This is a genomic window from Stenotrophomonas testudinis (assembly GCF_024499815.1).
In the GTDB taxonomy this organism is placed as follows: Bacteria; Pseudomonadota; Gammaproteobacteria; order Xanthomonadales; family Xanthomonadaceae; genus Stenotrophomonas.
Map to the genome: position 1 here is coordinate 106,496 of NZ_JAMOKY010000006.1, position 14,531 is coordinate 121,026.

Sequence of the window (14,531 nt, forward strand, 5' to 3'; positions counted from 1 at the left end):
GCGTTCGCCGGGCATGGCCCGGCGCTACCCGGCAGGTGCCGCCCGTTGGTTGGTAGGTGCGGACCGTTGGTCCGCACGCTTCTGCCTGCCGCGCTGCGCGCTCGCCGGGCACGGCCCGGCTCTACCCGCCGTTCATCCTTCCGCTGAACGGGTGCGCGGCGGCCAGTGCGGGGTGTCGTGGTCAGGGTGCTGGTGGGACACGATCGTGGCCAGGAATTCCAGGGCGGCCACGTCCTCCTCGGTGCGGCTGCCGGGCAGCAGGCCCAGGCCATCCACGAAGGGCAGCTTGCGCTCCATGCCGTACTGCAGGGTCGGCGGCAGGCGCTCGGGTTCGTCGAAGGCGCCGGCGGCCACGGCCATGCCGTCCGGGGCCTCGTAGGTCAGCGGGGTGCCGCAGTCGCCGCAGAAGCCACGGCGGACCACGTTGGAGGACTGGAAATAGCGCGGCTGGCCGCGGGTCCAGCTGAACTGCGCGCCGCGCACCGAGACCAGCGGTGCGTAGTAGGCGCCGAAGGCCTTCTGGCACATCCGGCAGTGGCAGATCGAGCTGTCGGTGAGGGCGCCGCGCGCCTCGAAGCGGATGGCGCCGCATTGGCAGCCGCCGCGGTACTCGGATTGGCCTTGCATGCTGGGTTCCTCCGGAACGTCGTGCCAACCAATGGTTGGCACCTACCGGGTAAGGTGGGTGCCGACCGTTGGTCGGCACGCCTTTCAATACTGCTTTTTCGTGCGCTTGGCCGGCTTGCAGCGTTCGGGCAGCGGCGGCAGGCCATCACCCTCGTCATCGCCCTTATGCTCGACCAAGCGGAAGTCGATCTTGCGCTCTTCCATGCTGGCCTTCAGCACCAGGATGCGCACGCGGTCGCCCAACCGGTAGCTGCCGCCGCGGCGTTCGCCGGTCAGCGTCTTTCGGGTGGCGTCGAACTTGTAATAGTCCTGCGGCAGCTGGGTCACATGGACCAGGCCCTGCACCTTGGAATCATCCAGCTCCACGAACAGACCGAAGCTGGTCACGCCGCTGATCACGCCGTCGAACTGGCCGCCCACGTGTTTCTCCATCCACGCGGCGCGGTAGCGCTCGTCGACCTCACGCTCGGCCTCGTCGGCACGACGCTCGCGCTCCGAACACTGCAGCGCCAGCGCAGCCATCTCGCGGGCGTTGTAGGTGAACTTGTCCAGCGGCTTGCCGGACAGCGCGTGCTTGATCGCACGGTGTACCAGCAGGTCGGGATAGCGACGGATCGGCGAGGTGAAGTGCGCATACGCCTCCAGCGCCAGGCCGAAGTGACCATTGTTGTCCGGGCTGTAGACCGCCAGGCTCTGGCTGCGCAGCAGCACCGATTCCAGCAGCGTGGCATCAGGGCGATCGCGGATCTTCTTCAGCAGCTTGGTGTAGTCACCCGGGCGCACCTTCGACCACGGCGGCAGGCTCAGCTTGAACTCCTTGAGGAATTCCAGCAGGTCGGCAAACTTGGTCTCCGGCGGCTTCTCGTGGACGCGGTACGGGGCCGGCACGTGGCGCGACAGCAGGTACTTGGCCGCCTCCACGTTGGCCGCGATCATGCATTCCTCGATCAGCTTGTGCGCATCATTGCGCACCAGCATGCCGGCTTGGGTCACCTCGCCACGGTTATCCAGCACGAAGCGCACTTCGCTGCTTTCAAACTCGATGGCGCCGCGCTTGGCACGCGCCTTCGACAGAACCTTGTACAGCTGGTGCAGGCGCTGCACCTGCGGCAGCAGCGGGCCCATCCAGGCCTTGGTATCGGCATCGTCCTCGCCCACCGCCTTCCACACCTGGGTGTAGGTCAGGCGCGCGTGCGAGTTCATCACCGCTTCGTAGAAGCGCGAATGGCTGACCACGCCGTCGCGGTCGATCTGCATGTCGCAGACGAAGCACATCCGGTCGACCTTGGGCATCAGCGAGCAGATGCCGTTGGACAGGGTCTCCGGCAGCATCGGCACCACGAAGCCCGGGAAATACACCGACGTGGCGCGCTTCTGCGCTTCCTCGTCCAGCGGCGTGCCCGGGCGCACGTAGTTGGAGACATCGGCAATGGCCACCACCAGGCGGAAGCCATCGGCATTCGGTTCGCAGTAGACCGCGTCATCGAAGTCCTTGGCATCTTCACCGTCGATGGTCACCAGCGGCGTGCTGCGCAGGTCGACGCGGTCGCCGATCATCGCCGGCTCGACCACCATCGGTACCGAAGCGGCTTCATCCAGCACTTCCTGCGGGAACTCGAACGGCAGTTCGTGGCCGTGGATGGCGGTCTCCACCACCAGCGAGGCGGTCAGCTTGTCGCCGAGCACGGCGATGATACGGCCGATCGGCGGGCGACGGCTGTCCGGTGCCTGGGTCAGTTCGCAGACCACCAGCTGGCCATCGCGCGCGTCACCGGTCTGGTCGGGCGGCACCTGCACGTTGCGCTGGATGCGCTTGTCATCGGGCACCACGTAATTGATGCCCATTTCAATGCTGAAGCGACCGATCAGGCGGGTCATGCCGCGCTCAAGCACGCGGGCGATGCTGCCTTCGCGGCGGCCGCGGTGGTCGATGCCGGTCACGCGGGCCAGCACCTTGTCGCCGTGCATCACCTTGCGCATTTCATAGGGCGGCAGGAACAGGTCGTCGCCGCCCTCGACCGGGCGCAGGAAACCGAACCCTTCCGGGTTGGCGATCACCACGCCGGTGACCAGGTTCAGGGTCTGGATCGGCGCGAAGCCGCCGCGGCGGTTCTGCACCAGCTGGCCGTCACGGACCATGGCGCCCAGCCGGCGCGACAGTGCTTCGGCACGGTCGGCTGCGGTCAGGCCCAGGCGCGCGCCCAGTTCTTCGGCGGTCTGCGGCCCGTCGCAACGTTCCAGCAGGGCCAGGATGGCCTCGCGGCTGGCGATGGGCTGTTCGTACTTCTCTGCTTCGCGGGCGGCAAAGGGATCGTCGATCACCTTGCCGGTCGGCGGCAGTTTGCGGCCCGGGGCCGGGCCCTGTGCGGCGGCATCTATGCCGCGGCCCTTGCGGCCGCGCGGCGGTGCACCGCCTTCATTCAATTGGGGGAACCAGCCCGGCAACGGCTTGCCCGGCTTGGTGGTGCGGGCTGCGCCCGTCTTGGCGCCCTTGGTCGGGGCCTGGCTGCGGGACTTGCTCCCGCCCTTGCTTGGTTTTTTGGTAGTCATCGCCCTACATGGTAGCCGTTGCGGGCGTGCAGAACGGGTCAGCGGCGGCCTTGGAAGTGCCGCGTGAAATATTTGTTGGAAATCGTTGACAGCCTGCGGATTCATCTTCACAATTGCGTCTCTGGAACGCCCAGGTGGCGGAATTGGTAGACGCACTAGTTTCAGGTACTAGCGGGTAAAACCGTGGAGGTTCGAGTCCTCTCCTGGGCACCAACGAAAAAACTCCTCGCTTCGGCGGGGATTTTTTTTGCCTGCGATCCAGCAGCAGGGCCGGATCCCTTTCCAACGGAAAAGGCTCTGACCCCATCGCGAGATTGTTTTCGAGAAGTGTTGACACCTCGGTAACAACACCCCATAATCTCGCTCCTCGACGCCCAGGTGGCGGAATTGGTAGACGCACTAGCTTCAGGTGCTAGCGGGGGCAACTTCGTGGAGGTTCGAGTCCTCTCCTGGGCACCATGTCGAGAAAGAAAACAACCCGCGCAAGCGGGTTTTTTCTTGCCTGCGATTTGAGCGTTTGTGGCGCCGGCGGCGAACGCCCTTCAGAACAGCGGCCGCAGTATCAGCTCCAGTCCGAGCAGCAGCAGGAACCCAAGGAAACACGCGCGGAACACTCGTGCGCTGATGCGCTGGCGGATCACCTGCCCCAGCCACATGCCCAGCAGCGCCGGCACAACCGCCAACGCACTCAACCCAAGCTGCTGCACACCAAACGCACCGTTGATCACCAGCCCGGTGGTCAAGGAAATGGTCGACACGGTGAACGCCAGGCCCAGCGCCTGCACCAGCTCCTCGCGCTGCATGCCCAGCGACTGCAGGTACGGCACCGCAGGCATCACGAACACACCGGTGGCGCCGGTGACCATGCCGGATATCGCACCGACCAGCGGCCCCAGCCAGCGCTCACGCCGCTGCGGCACGCGGAACACCGGCGCCACCAGCGCATAAAGCGCATACACCACCAAGGCCACACCGAGGGCAACGCGCGACCAGGTGCGGTCGACCCGCACCAGCAGCGCGGCCGAGCCCAGCGTCACCATCACCACCGCCAGCATCATCGGCCACAGCCGCCGCACGGTAGGGCCCAGCGAAGGACCAGACAGCAGCTGCCAGGCATTGGTGACGAAGGTGGGAATGAACAGCATCGAGGCCGCTGCCACCGGCGACAGCGCGCCGCCGAGCAGGCCCATCGCCACCGTTGGCAGACCCATGCCGGTCACGCCCTTGACCACGCCGGCCAGCACGAACACCACCACCAGCAACCCATGGAAGTACATCGTCTCGTTCATGCCACCATTGGAGCGGGCGCTGCACGGGCGCACAATGCGGTCTTGCCGCCACAGCCTTCGGACCAGCCGAAGGCAGGCCCGACCGGAGTACCAGCTATGCGAATGGACATCGCCGACCTGCGCCTGTTCCTGGCTGTGGCCGATGCCGGCAGCATCACCGCCGGCGCCGCACTGGCCAACCTGGCACTGGGCTCGGCCAGCGAACGCCTGCGCGCGATCGAAGCCGATGCCGGCACGGCACTGTTGAACCGGCATCCGCGCGGGGTCAGCCTGACCGAAGCCGGCGCCGCCCTCGCCCACCATGCACGGCTGATCCTGCTGCAGCAGGCGCAGCTGCGCGGCGAGATGGACGCCTTTGCCCACGGTGCGCGCGGCACCCTGCATCTGTATGCCAACACTGCGGCGCTGACCAACTACCTGCCCTCGCGGCTGGCGCCCTGGCTGGCGCAGCGGCCGCGCCTGCACGTGGAGCTGCACGAACGCACCAGCACCGACGTGGTGCGCGCGCTCGCCGCTGGCCAGGCCGAGGCGGGCATCATCAGCGACGCCGTACCGGCCGACGGCCTGCAGCGGCACGTGGTGTCCGAAGACCCGCTGGTGATGCTGCTGCCCGCCGGCCATCGCTTCGCGTCGCGACGCACGCTCGACTTCGTTGACGTGCTGGGCGAGACCTTCGTCGCGCTGGCCGATGGCAATGCACTGCAGACCTACGTGGAGGAACTCGCAGGCGAGGCAGGACGCCGCCTCGATGTGCGCATCCGCATGAAAACCTTCGAAGGGCTGTGCACGATGGTCGGCCATGGCATCGGCGTGGGCATCGTGCCGAAGACGATCGCGCGGCAGCATCGGCGCAGTACGCACACCGTCGCGGTACCGCTTGCCGATGCCTGGGCGCAGCGCCGCCTGTGCGCGTGCTTCGCCGACTGGACGCGACTGTCACCGGCGATGCGCAGCCTGCTGCAGCACCTCGGCGTACCGCCGCAGAAAAAAGCGTGAAATGTTGTTGACACATCCTCGGTCGTTCCCCATAATTCGTCTCCTGAGTCGCCCAGGTGGCGGAATTGGTAGACGCACTAGCTTCAGGTGCTAGCGGGGGCAACTTCGTGGAGGTTCGAGTCCTCTCCTGGGCACCATGACTCAGCAAATGATCAAACCCGCGAAAGCGGGTTTTTTCATGTCCAGCGTTTGGGACCTGTCCACGCATGGCGTGGATCTATTGGATCATCAGACCCGCGAAAGCGGTTTTTTTATGTCCGGCGCTCGGGCATGACGCCACCAGCGACGCCCCGAATGTCGCATTCACCCCGCTTTTTCCTCGGGGCACTCAAGGCCTCAGCATGAGGCATGAACCGCCACCGAAGACGGCGCCTTTTATGGGCTCTGCTCCACATCCTTCATGGATTCGTATTTTTCCTACATGGAATCAATCCGATTCCTGCGACCGGACTGGCAGATTCACTGATGTGAGGTGCTCGGCGATGACGTCCACGCCTTGCTGCCTGCGGCCGATTCCCCAACGCACGAGGCCCCGATGCAACACATCATCACCTGTCCCCACTGCCACACCTCCTCCAATCATGGCGTTCACGTCTGTGTGGGATGCCACGCGGACGTGCATTACGGCGTTCCGAAGGAGGCACGCATCGCCGCTTTCATTGCTGCCGTAGCAGGCGGCCTGTTCGCCGGCAGCCGCCTGCAATTCACCGCCGGCTGGGTGGTCGGCGGCGTTACGCTGGTGGCTGGGCTTTGGCTGATGCACCACATTTTCTGCGACCGGGTGGTGTTCAAACCCATGTACCACACACGCCACGAATAAGGCCCCGCCCCGCGGCGGGGGCCCGGCATCTGGCCGGAATGCCGCCGGGCATGGCCCGGGGCTACCACCAGCAGGTTATCGATCAATGCCCGCCGGCAGACGCTGCACCGGCACCGGCACCGAACGGCGGCTTGGCCAGCCACAGGAACGCGATGATCGCCAGGAACGTCCAGCCCAGCAGGTAGAAGATGTCGTTGAACGCCATCTGCGAGGCCTGGTGGTTGATCATGTTGTTGAGCACCGCTGCACCGTTCTGCAGGTTGCCCTGCCCCATCGCCGTCACCTGGTCCTGCATGCCCGGCTGGTAGGCCGAGATGTGTTCGGTCAGGTCGGCATGGTGCACCTGGGTGCGACGTGCCCACAGCCACGTGGTCAGCGATGCAGCAAAGCTGCCGCCCAGCGTACGCAGGAACGTGGCCAGGCCCGAACCCGCTGCGATCTCGCGACCGTCCAGGTCCGACAGCAGGATCTGCAGCACCGGCATGAAGAACAGCGCCACGCCTATACCCATGATCAGCTGCACGCCGGCCACGTGCGCGTAGTCCACCTGCAGGTTGAAGTCCGAGCGCATGAAACTGGTGAACGACAGGAACACGAAGGCGAACGAAGCGATCATGCGCATGTCGAAGCGCGAGGCGTACTTGCCAACGAACGGCGTCATGATCACCGGCAGGATGCCGATCGGCGCCGTCGCCAGGCCTGCCCAGATGGCGGTGTAGCCCATGTCACGCTGCAGCCACTGCGGGATCAGCAGCGACACGCTGAAGAACGCTGCATAGGCCACCACCATCGCCAGCGTACCGGCGCGGAAATTGCGGTGACGGAACAGCTTCAGGTCGACGATCGGATCCTTGTCGGTCAGTTCCCAGATCAGGAACACCGCCAGCGCCACCACGGCCACGCAGGCCAGCACCACGATCCTGGTCGAGGAGAACCAGTCTTCGTCGTTGCCCAGGTCGAGCACCAGCTGCAGCGCGCCCACGCCGATCACCAGGGTGATCAGGCCGACGTAATCCATCTTCGGCTTCTCGATCTGCTCCGGGCGCCCCTTCAACTGGTTGCCCACCACCAGCGCGGCGAAGATGCCCAGCGGCACGTTGATCAGGAAGATCCATTCCCAACTGTAGTTGTCGGTGATCCAGCCACCAAGGATGGGCCCGCAGATCGGCGCCACCACGGTGATCATCGCCAGCAGCGCCAGCGCCTGTCCGCGTTTCTCGCGTGGGTAGATCGATACCAGCAGCGACTGCGTGATCGGGTACATCGGACCGGCCACGAAGCCCTGCAGCGCACGCGACACCACCAGCATGCCCATGCTCTGCGCAAGGCCGCACAGCAGCGAGGTGATGACGAAGGCCAGGGTGGCCCAGATGAACAGCTTGCGCTCGCCGAAGCGACGGCTGAGCCAGCCGGTCAGCGGCAGCGCGATGGCCGTGCTGACCGCGAACGAGGTAATGACCCAGGTCGCCTGCTGCGAACTGGCGCCGAGGTTACCTGCGATGGTCGGCAGCGAGACATTGGCGATGGTGGTGTCGAGCACCTGCATGAACGAGGCCATCGCCAGGCCGACGGTGCACAGGGCCACGCTGGGCGGCAGGAACCCGGAGGCCGCACCCGGCGCCGCCGGTGCGCCCGGAGTGCCGGGCGCCGCTGGAGCTTGTGCGGACATGTCGACCTCAGCCCGCGTTGGCCTGCTGCGGCAGGTTGCCTTCGATGATCGTGTGGATCACCTCATCGGCATCATGCAGCTGCTTGGCATACACATCGGTGTCGAACACCGTGCCCTTGGCGGCGGCGGTCGGCAGCACTTCACCCTTCTGGTCGCGCAGGCTCACTTCGGCCTTCATCGACAGGCCGATGCGCAGCGGATGTTCGGCCAGCTGCTTGGCGTCGATGGCGATGCGCACCGGCACGCGCTGCACGATCTTGATCCAGTTGCCGCTGGCGTTCTGCGCCGGCAGCAGCGAGAACGCCGAACCGGTGCCCAGGCCCAGGCTCTGGATGCGCCCCTTGTACTTCACGTCACCGGCGTACAGGTCCGACTTCAGCTCCACTTCCTGGCCCAAGCGCATGTGGCGCAGCTGGGTTTCCTTGAAGTTGGCTTCCACCCACATCTGCTCGGTCGGCACCACGGCCATCAGGGCATTGCCCGGCTGCACGCGCTGGCCAACCTGCACCGAACGACGGGCGACGTAACCGGTGACCGGCGCGACGATGCCGGCGCGGGCATTGTTGAGGAAGGCCTGGCGCAGCTGTGCGGCGGCGGCCAGCACGTCCGGCTGGGTGGCGATGACGGTGTCATCGACCAGCGCGCGGTTGCGCTCGACGGTCTCGCGCGAACCGGCCACGGCGGCTTCGGCTGCGGCCAGCTCGTCGCGGGCATGGGCCAGTTCTTCGTTGGAGATGGCGCCGGTGGCGGCCAGGTCCTTGCGGCGGGCGAAGTCTTCGCGCACGCGCTTCAGACTGACCTGGCGGGCGTTCAGGTCAGCCTGCGCGCCCTCCACGCTGCGGTACAGGCCGCGGGTCTGGCGCACGGTCTTGGCCAGGTTGGCTTCGGCCTGCTGCAGGGCGACGGAGGTGTCGGCCGGGTCCAGCTGCACCAGCAGCTGGCCACGCTCGACGCGCATGCCGTCATCGACGTTGATGGCGACCACGGTGCCGGCCACCAGCGGGGTGATCTGCACCTGGTTGCCCTGCACGTAGGCATCGTCGGTTTCTTCGAACCAACGGCCGAACATGAAGTACCACAGCGCCAGTGCGGCAAGCAGCAGCAGGACGATGACGAACAGGCCGCGCAGCAGCTTGCCGCGGCGGTTGGGAGCGGCCGGGGCCGCGGTGTCTTGGGTCTGGCTCATGGCGTGGGTCTTCAGGAATGCGAGGAATCGGAATGGGAGGCGATCGGTGCGGCGTCGGCGTCACTGGGCTGGAAACCACCGCCCAATGCCTTGCTCAGGCGCACCGAGGTCTGCACCTGCTGCGACTGCAGGCCGGCCAGCTGCTGCTGCGACTGCAGCAGGATGGACTGCGCGCTGAGCACGTCCAGGTAGCTGCCGATGCCGGCGCGGTAACGCTGCTGGGCCAGGTCGAAGGCCGCGTGGGCGGTGTCCACCGCCTGCTGCTGCGCCTGCGCCTGCTGGGCCAGCGAACGCACCGCGTTGACCTGGTCGGCCACGTCGCGCAGCGCGTCCAGCACGGACTGGTTGTAGTTGGCCACCGCCAGGTCGTACTGCGCGTCGGTGTTGTCCAGGTTGGCGCGCAGCTTGCCGCCTTCGAAGATCGGCAGGCTCAGCGCCGGGCCGATGTAGGCGAAGGTAGAGCTGCTCTTCAGCAGGTCGCCCACGTTCGGGGCGACCACGCCGGCCAGCGCGGTCAGGTTGAAGCTCGGGTAGAACTTGGTCTTGGCGACCTTGATCTGCTTTTCCGCCGCTTCCACGCGCCACCGTGCGGCGACGATGTCGGGGCGACGCCCGAGCAGTTCGCTGGGCAGTACGCCCGGCAGCTGCAGGGCAAGCGGGTTCAGCGCCTGCGGGCGTTCGATCGACAGGCCACGGTCCGGGCCCTTGCCGACCAGCGCGGCCAGCGCGGTGCGGGCGGCGTCGATGCGCTGCTGCGCGGCCAGCAGCTGCTGCTGCGCGGCCGGCACGCGGGCCTCGGCCTGGCGCACCTGCAGGTCGCTGTCGATGCCGGCGCTGCGGCGCTGGCGGGTCAGCTCCAGCGACTTCTGCGAGCGCGTCAGTTCCTGCTCGGCCACGTCGTTGAGCTGCCAGGCATAGGCCAGATCGGTGTAGGCCTGGGCAATGCCGGCGGACAGGTTCAGGCGTGCGGCCTGCGCATCCACGGTGGCGGCATGGGCGCCGTCAACGGCGGCTTCCCAGGCAGCGCGCTTGCCGCCCCACAGGTCAACGCCGTAGCTGAAGTTGAAGGCGACCTGGCTGCTGCCGCCGTAGCGGCCGCCCAGCTCGTCACCGAGCATGGATTCGGGCAGGCGCAGGCCGGTGTAGCCACCAGACACCGACAGGCTGGGCAGGCGCTCGGCACGGCTGGTGCCGACCTGCGACTGGGCCTGGCGCAGGCGCGCATCGGCGGCGTCCAGGCTGGGATGGCCGGCCAGGCCTTCGCTGATGAGGGCGTCGAGCTGGGGATCGCCCAGCGCCTTCCACCAGTCCTGGGCCGGGAAACCGGTGGCGCTCAGGTCGCTGTCGGCCAGCGTGCGCTCGCTGTGCAGGCTGTCCACGTCGAGCACGTGGCCCTGCGGGTTCAGGCCACGGCTGCTGGCGCAGGCGGCCAGGGCCAGGGCCAGCGCTGAAACCAGCAGCGCGCGCCCGGACCGGCGGAGAGTGGGATGCGGGATCGGGTTCATGGGGTCGTCAGGGAATCGCGGATTCGGGTCAGGAGGGACAGCAGCAGCGCGCGTTCGTCGGCGGACAGCTCGCGCAGGGCGAAATCCATCACCGCGTCGCCGCGCTTCTGCAGCCGCGCCCAGAGGGCACGGCCTTCATCGGTCAGAACGATCTGCAGGGCCCGCCGGTCCTGGCTGTGCGGCTCGCGGCGCACGCAGCCCAGGGCTTCCAGTTTGTCCAGCAGGCGGGTGACCGCACTGGGCACCTGGTCGATGGCCTGGGCCAGTTCGTTGGCGGTGCACGGGGCCATGCGGGCCAGCAGCTTCAGGCCGATGTAATGGGTGAAGCCGATGCCGAGGTCTTCTTCGGCCATGGACGCATCGAGCTGGCGGACCAGGCCGTCGCGCACCTGGCGTAGCAGCAGGCCGAAGCTGGGGGGGTTGGAGGACGGACAGATCATGGGGGAGCATTTTCTTCCAAAAAAAATATTTCTCAATGGAAATATTCGATCTGGCATCGAATGCTGTGTTGCAGCAACGGGCTCGATCAGTGAAGGCGCTACCTTAATGGCCCCTGGAACTGGCCCGGTAGTACAATCCAGCCAATGAATGTCACATTCCAGCCACCCCCGCCGGTCATAGCGGCAGGTGAACCGGGCCCGCCCACCCTGCTCCGCGAGGTGGCCATGGACTGGTTCGAGCGCAACGATGGCCCGCCGGTCATCGGTTTCCGCTTCGAAAGCCCGCAGGGCCTGGCCCGTGAAGTGGACTGGCACCACCACGCCCGCGCCCAGCTGATTTACGTCGAACGCGGCCTGTTAACCACCCGCACCTCGCACGGCACCTGGTCGCTGGCACCGGGCTCGGCCGGCTGGATGCCGCCGCTGGAACCGCACACGGTCAGCCTGGATGGCCCGATGCGTGGCTGGGGCATGGCCCTGGCCGCGCCGGCCTGCGCCGGGCTGCCCTCCGACCCCTGCGTGCTGGGCCTGTCCAAGCTGGCCCAGGCAGTGGCCGAGCGCATCTGCGAATGGCCGCTGGACTACGTCCTCAGCGACGACCGCGAGCACATCCTCAGCGTCATGCGCGACGAGATCCGCACCGCGCCGCGCCAGCGCATGCACCTGCCGATGCCGCGCGACCGCCGCCTGCTGAAGATCGCCTCGCAGCTGCTGGCCGAGCCCTCCGACGAGCGCAGCCTGGCCGAATGGGCGCACTGGGCCGGCCTGTCGCCGCGCAGCCTGACCCGCCACTTCCGCGACGAGACCACCCTCAGCTTCGCCCAGTGGCGGCAGCAGGCGCGGCTGGCCGAGGCCCTGCGCCAGCTCAGCGAGGGCCGAAGCGTGGCCGATATCGCCCATGCGCTGGGCTTCAGCAGCGCCAGCGCCTTCGTCACCGTGTTCCGCCGCCACTTCGGCCTGCCACCCGGGCGCTACCTGGCGCGGGTCGGCCATGGCCTGGAACCGGGGCTGGATCCCGCACGTGGCTTGGCATCCCCCGCCGCATCCGGATAATCAGTGCATTGAGAGCGCCGACCGCCGTCTTCGCCTCCCGACATAGGTAACAACGCCGCATGACCGAACCTGCCCGCCCCGTATTCCACGGTTTCGAACAACTACCGCTGCGCGAGTACGCCGAACGCGCCTATCTCGACTATTCGATGTACGTGGTGCTCGACCGTGCCCTGCCGTTCATCGGCGACGGCCTGAAGCCGGTGCAGCGCCGCATCATCTATTCGATGAGCGAGCTGGGCCTGAATGCCGCGTCCAAGCCGAAGAAGTCGGCGCGCACCGTCGGTGACGTGATCGGCAAGTACCACCCGCATGGCGACAGCGCGTGCTACGAAGCGCTGGTGCTGATGGCGCAGCCGTTCTCCTACCGCTACCCGCTGATCGAGGGCCAGGGCAACTTCGGCTCAAGCGACGACCCGAAGTCGTTCGCCGCCATGCGCTACACCGAATCCAAGCTGACCCCGATCGCCGAAGTACTGCTGGGCGAGCTGGGCCAGGGCACCACCGACTGGGCACCGAACTTCGACGGCACCCTGCAGGAACCGACTTGGATGCCGGCGCGCCTGCCGCATCTGCTGCTGAACGGCACCACCGGCATCGCCGTGGGCATGGCCACCGACGTGCCACCGCACAACCTCAACGAGATCGTCAGCGCGCTGCTGCACCTGCTGGATGATCCCGATGCCAGCGTGCGCGACCTGTGCGAGCACGTGAAGGGCCCGGACTACCCGTCGACCGCCGAGATCATCACCCCGGCCAACGATCTGCGCACGATGTACGAGACCGGCAACGGCAGCGTGCGTGCGCGTGCGACCTTCACCAAGGAAGCGAACAACGTGGTGGTCACCGCGCTGCCGTTCCAGGTGTCGCCGTCGAAGGTGATCGAGCAGATCGCCGCGCAGATGCGCGCCAAGAAGCTGCCGTGGCTGGAAGACGTGCGCGATGAGTCCGACCACGCCAACCCGGTGCGCGTGGTACTGGTGCCGCGCTCCAACCGCGTCGACGCCGACCAGCTGATGGGCCACCTGTTCGCGACCACGGACATGGAGCGCAGCTACCGCGTCAACCTCAACGTGATCGGGCTGGACGGCCGTCCGCAGGTAAAGAACCTGAAGATGCTGCTCAGCGAATGGCTGGCGTTCCGCAGCACCACCGTCACCCGCCGCCTGCAGCACCGCCTGCAGAAAGTCGAGCGCCGCCTGCACCTGTTGGAAGGCCTGCTGGTGGCGTTCCTCAATCTGGACGAGGTGATCCACATCATCCGTACCGAGGACGAACCGAAGGCAGCGCTGATCGCGCGCTTCGGCCTGTCCGAAGAACAGGCCGAGTACATCCTGGAAACCAAGCTGAAGCAGCTGGCCCGCCTGGAAGAAATGAAGATCCGCGGCGAGCAGGACGAGCTGGCCAAGGAGCGCGAGAAGATCCTCGGCATCCTCGACAGCAAGGCCAAGCTGAAGAAGCTGATCCGCGACGAACTGACCGCCGACGCCAAGAAGTTCGGCGACGCACGCCGTTCGCCGCTGGTGCAGCGCCAGGCCGCGCAGGCCATCGACGAGACCGAGCTGGTGCCGAGCGAGCCGATGACCGTCGTGCTGTCGGAGAAGGGCTGGATCCGCGCGGCCAAGGGCCACGACATCGATGCCGCCACCCTGTCCTACCGCGACGGCGATGCCCTGCAGGGTTCGGTGCGCGCGCGCAGCACCCAGCAGGTCGCCTTCCTGGACAGCGAAGGCCGCGCCTACTCGACGCCGGTGCATACCCTGCCCTCGGCGCGTGGCAACGGTGAACCGCTGACCGGCCGCTTCTCGCCGGCACCGGGCACCAGCTTCGTGACCCTGGCCAGCGCCGAACCGGATGCCCGCTTCGTGCTGGCCTCGACCCACGGCTATGGCTTCGTCACCCGCTTCGAGAACCTGATCGGCCGCAACAAGGCCGGCAAGGCGATGCTGAACCTGTCGTCCGGCTCCTCGGTGCTGACCCCGTCGGCCGTTGCCAACGTGGCGACCGACCGCATCGTTGCGGTGACCAGCTCGGGCAACCTGCTGGCGATCGCCGCCAACGACCTGCCGGAACTGGACAAGGGCAAGGGCAACAAGATCATCGAGATCCCCAAGGCCAAGCTGGCCACCGAGCGGGTCGTGGCGATCGTGGCGATCAGCCCGGGGCAGACCCTGCAGGTGCGTAGCGGCCAGCGCACCATGGGCCTGAAGTTCAACGAGCTGGACGCCTACCTCGGCGCCCGCGCCACCCGCGGCCACCTGCTGCCGCGCGGCTGGCAGAAGGTCGAAGGGTTGTCGGTGGAATGACGGGGAATGGGGTCGGATCCCTTTCCACGGGAAAGGGCTCTGACCCATCCGACATGGCGGGGGGTCAGAGCCGTTTTCGTTGAAAACGGATCT

The 14,531-nt window shown here is 66.9% G+C and carries 11 protein-coding genes and 3 tRNA genes; 7 read left to right on the top strand and 7 right to left on the bottom strand.

Translation table 11 applies throughout. From position 1 onward, the window contains the following. Positions 1-132: 132 nt before the first annotated feature. Together NQ204_RS06055 and rnr are read right to left on the bottom strand one after the other, a co-directional pair. Entirely contained in the window at positions 133-627 is a 495-nt protein-coding gene (locus tag NQ204_RS06055) for a GFA family protein (RefSeq protein WP_256643340.1), read from the bottom strand. Positions 628-711: 84 nt separating this feature from the next. After that, positions 712-3,177 (bottom strand): ribonuclease R, encoded by a 2,466-nt coding sequence (gene rnr, locus NQ204_RS06060; protein WP_256643341.1) that lies wholly within the window; start codon positions 3,175-3,177, stop codon positions 712-714. Between the two features lie 128 nt (positions 3,178-3,305). Between rnr and NQ204_RS06065 the strand changes: the two genes are divergently transcribed. Next, positions 3,306-3,390 (top strand) — tRNA-Leu (locus tag NQ204_RS06065). Between the two features lie 159 nt (positions 3,391-3,549). Further along, positions 3,550-3,636, top strand: a tRNA-Leu gene (locus tag NQ204_RS06070). 83 nt (positions 3,637-3,719) lie between these two features. Here the strand turns inward: NQ204_RS06070 and NQ204_RS06075 are convergent. Beyond that, positions 3,720-4,466: a sulfite exporter TauE/SafE family protein gene (locus NQ204_RS06075; RefSeq protein WP_256643342.1), complete on the bottom strand. Its 747-nt coding sequence runs from the start codon at positions 4,464-4,466 to the stop codon at positions 3,720-3,722. Positions 4,467-4,562: 96 nt separating this feature from the next. On the opposite strand from NQ204_RS06075, the gene NQ204_RS06080 reads away from it, so the two are divergent. The 3 genes from NQ204_RS06080 (at position 4,563) to NQ204_RS06090 (ending at position 6,282) form a co-directional block, all read left to right on the top strand. Further along, the gene (locus tag NQ204_RS06080) at positions 4,563-5,462 is read left to right on the top strand and encodes a LysR family transcriptional regulator (protein WP_256643343.1); all 900 of its coding nucleotides are present in this window, start codon (positions 4,563-4,565) and stop codon (positions 5,460-5,462) included. Positions 5,463-5,512: 50 nt separating this feature from the next. Next, a tRNA-Leu gene (locus NQ204_RS06085) sits at positions 5,513-5,599 on the top strand. A gap of 398 nt (positions 5,600-5,997) precedes the next feature. Beyond that, a complete protein-coding gene (locus tag NQ204_RS06090) occupies positions 5,998-6,282 on the top strand; it encodes a hypothetical protein (protein ID WP_256643344.1) in 285 nt (94 codons plus the stop codon). An 82-nt stretch (positions 6,283-6,364) separates the two neighbouring features. On the opposite strand, the gene emrB is transcribed toward NQ204_RS06090, so the two are convergent. Genes emrB through NQ204_RS06110 form a run of 4 tightly spaced genes read right to left on the bottom strand, consistent with a single transcriptional unit; the run spans position 6,365 to position 11,082 of the window. Further along, positions 6,365-7,951: a multidrug efflux MFS transporter permease subunit EmrB gene (gene emrB / locus NQ204_RS06095; protein WP_256643345.1), complete on the bottom strand. Its 1,587-nt coding sequence runs from the start codon at positions 7,949-7,951 to the stop codon at positions 6,365-6,367. A 7-nt stretch (positions 7,952-7,958) separates the two neighbouring features. Next, complete coding sequence (gene emrA, locus NQ204_RS06100; RefSeq protein WP_256643346.1) at positions 7,959-9,137, bottom strand: multidrug efflux MFS transporter periplasmic adaptor subunit EmrA; 1,179 nt, start codon at positions 9,135-9,137, stop codon at positions 7,959-7,961. A gap of 11 nt (positions 9,138-9,148) precedes the next feature. Beyond that, positions 9,149-10,642, bottom strand: a complete 1,494-nt coding sequence (emrC, locus tag NQ204_RS06105; protein ID WP_116863023.1) for a multidrug efflux transporter outer membrane subunit EmrC — start codon at positions 10,640-10,642, stop codon at positions 9,149-9,151. Next, positions 10,639-11,082 carry a MarR family winged helix-turn-helix transcriptional regulator gene (locus tag NQ204_RS06110; RefSeq protein ID WP_256643347.1) on the bottom strand — a complete coding sequence of 148 codons (444 nt, stop codon included), beginning with the start codon at positions 11,080-11,082 and terminating at the stop codon, positions 10,639-10,641. Before NQ204_RS06110 ends, emrC begins: the two co-directional genes overlap by 4 nt. Before the next feature lie 144 nt (positions 11,083-11,226). On the opposite strand from NQ204_RS06110, the gene NQ204_RS06115 reads away from it, so the two are divergent. Together NQ204_RS06115 and parC are read left to right on the top strand one after the other, a co-directional pair. After that, positions 11,227-12,135: a helix-turn-helix domain-containing protein gene (locus NQ204_RS06115; protein ID WP_488192344.1), complete on the top strand. Its 909-nt coding sequence runs from the start codon at positions 11,227-11,229 to the stop codon at positions 12,133-12,135. Between the two features lie 59 nt (positions 12,136-12,194). Next, the gene (parC, locus tag NQ204_RS06120) at positions 12,195-14,438 is read left to right on the top strand and encodes a DNA topoisomerase IV subunit A (RefSeq protein WP_116863026.1); all 2,244 of its coding nucleotides are present in this window, start codon (positions 12,195-12,197) and stop codon (positions 14,436-14,438) included. Positions 14,439-14,531: the final 93 nt, after the last annotated feature.

Bases quoted from the DNA above. Each gene is read 5' to 3' on its own strand.
- NQ204_RS06055 (WP_256643340.1), bottom strand. From the start codon at position 627: ATGCAAGGCCAATCCGAGTACCGCGGCGGCTGCCAATGCGGCGCCATC.
- rnr (WP_256643341.1), bottom strand. From the start codon at position 3,177: ATGACTACCAAAAAACCAAGCAAGGGCGGGAGCAAGTCCCGCAGCCAG.
- NQ204_RS06075 (WP_256643342.1), bottom strand. From the start codon at position 4,466: ATGAACGAGACGATGTACTTCCATGGGTTGCTGGTGGTGGTGTTCGTG.
- NQ204_RS06080 (WP_256643343.1), top strand. From the start codon at position 4,563: ATGCGAATGGACATCGCCGACCTGCGCCTGTTCCTGGCTGTGGCCGAT.
- NQ204_RS06090 (WP_256643344.1), top strand. From the start codon at position 5,998: ATGCAACACATCATCACCTGTCCCCACTGCCACACCTCCTCCAATCAT.
- emrB (WP_256643345.1), bottom strand. From the start codon at position 7,951: ATGTCCGCACAAGCTCCAGCGGCGCCCGGCACTCCGGGCGCACCGGCG.
- emrA (WP_256643346.1), bottom strand. From the start codon at position 9,137: ATGAGCCAGACCCAAGACACCGCGGCCCCGGCCGCTCCCAACCGCCGC.
- emrC (WP_116863023.1), bottom strand. From the start codon at position 10,642: ATGAACCCGATCCCGCATCCCACTCTCCGCCGGTCCGGGCGCGCGCTG.
- NQ204_RS06110 (WP_256643347.1), bottom strand. From the start codon at position 11,082: ATGATCTGTCCGTCCTCCAACCCCCCCAGCTTCGGCCTGCTGCTACGC.
- NQ204_RS06115 (WP_488192344.1), top strand. From the start codon at position 11,227: ATGAATGTCACATTCCAGCCACCCCCGCCGGTCATAGCGGCAGGTGAA.
- parC (WP_116863026.1), top strand. From the start codon at position 12,195: ATGACCGAACCTGCCCGCCCCGTATTCCACGGTTTCGAACAACTACCG.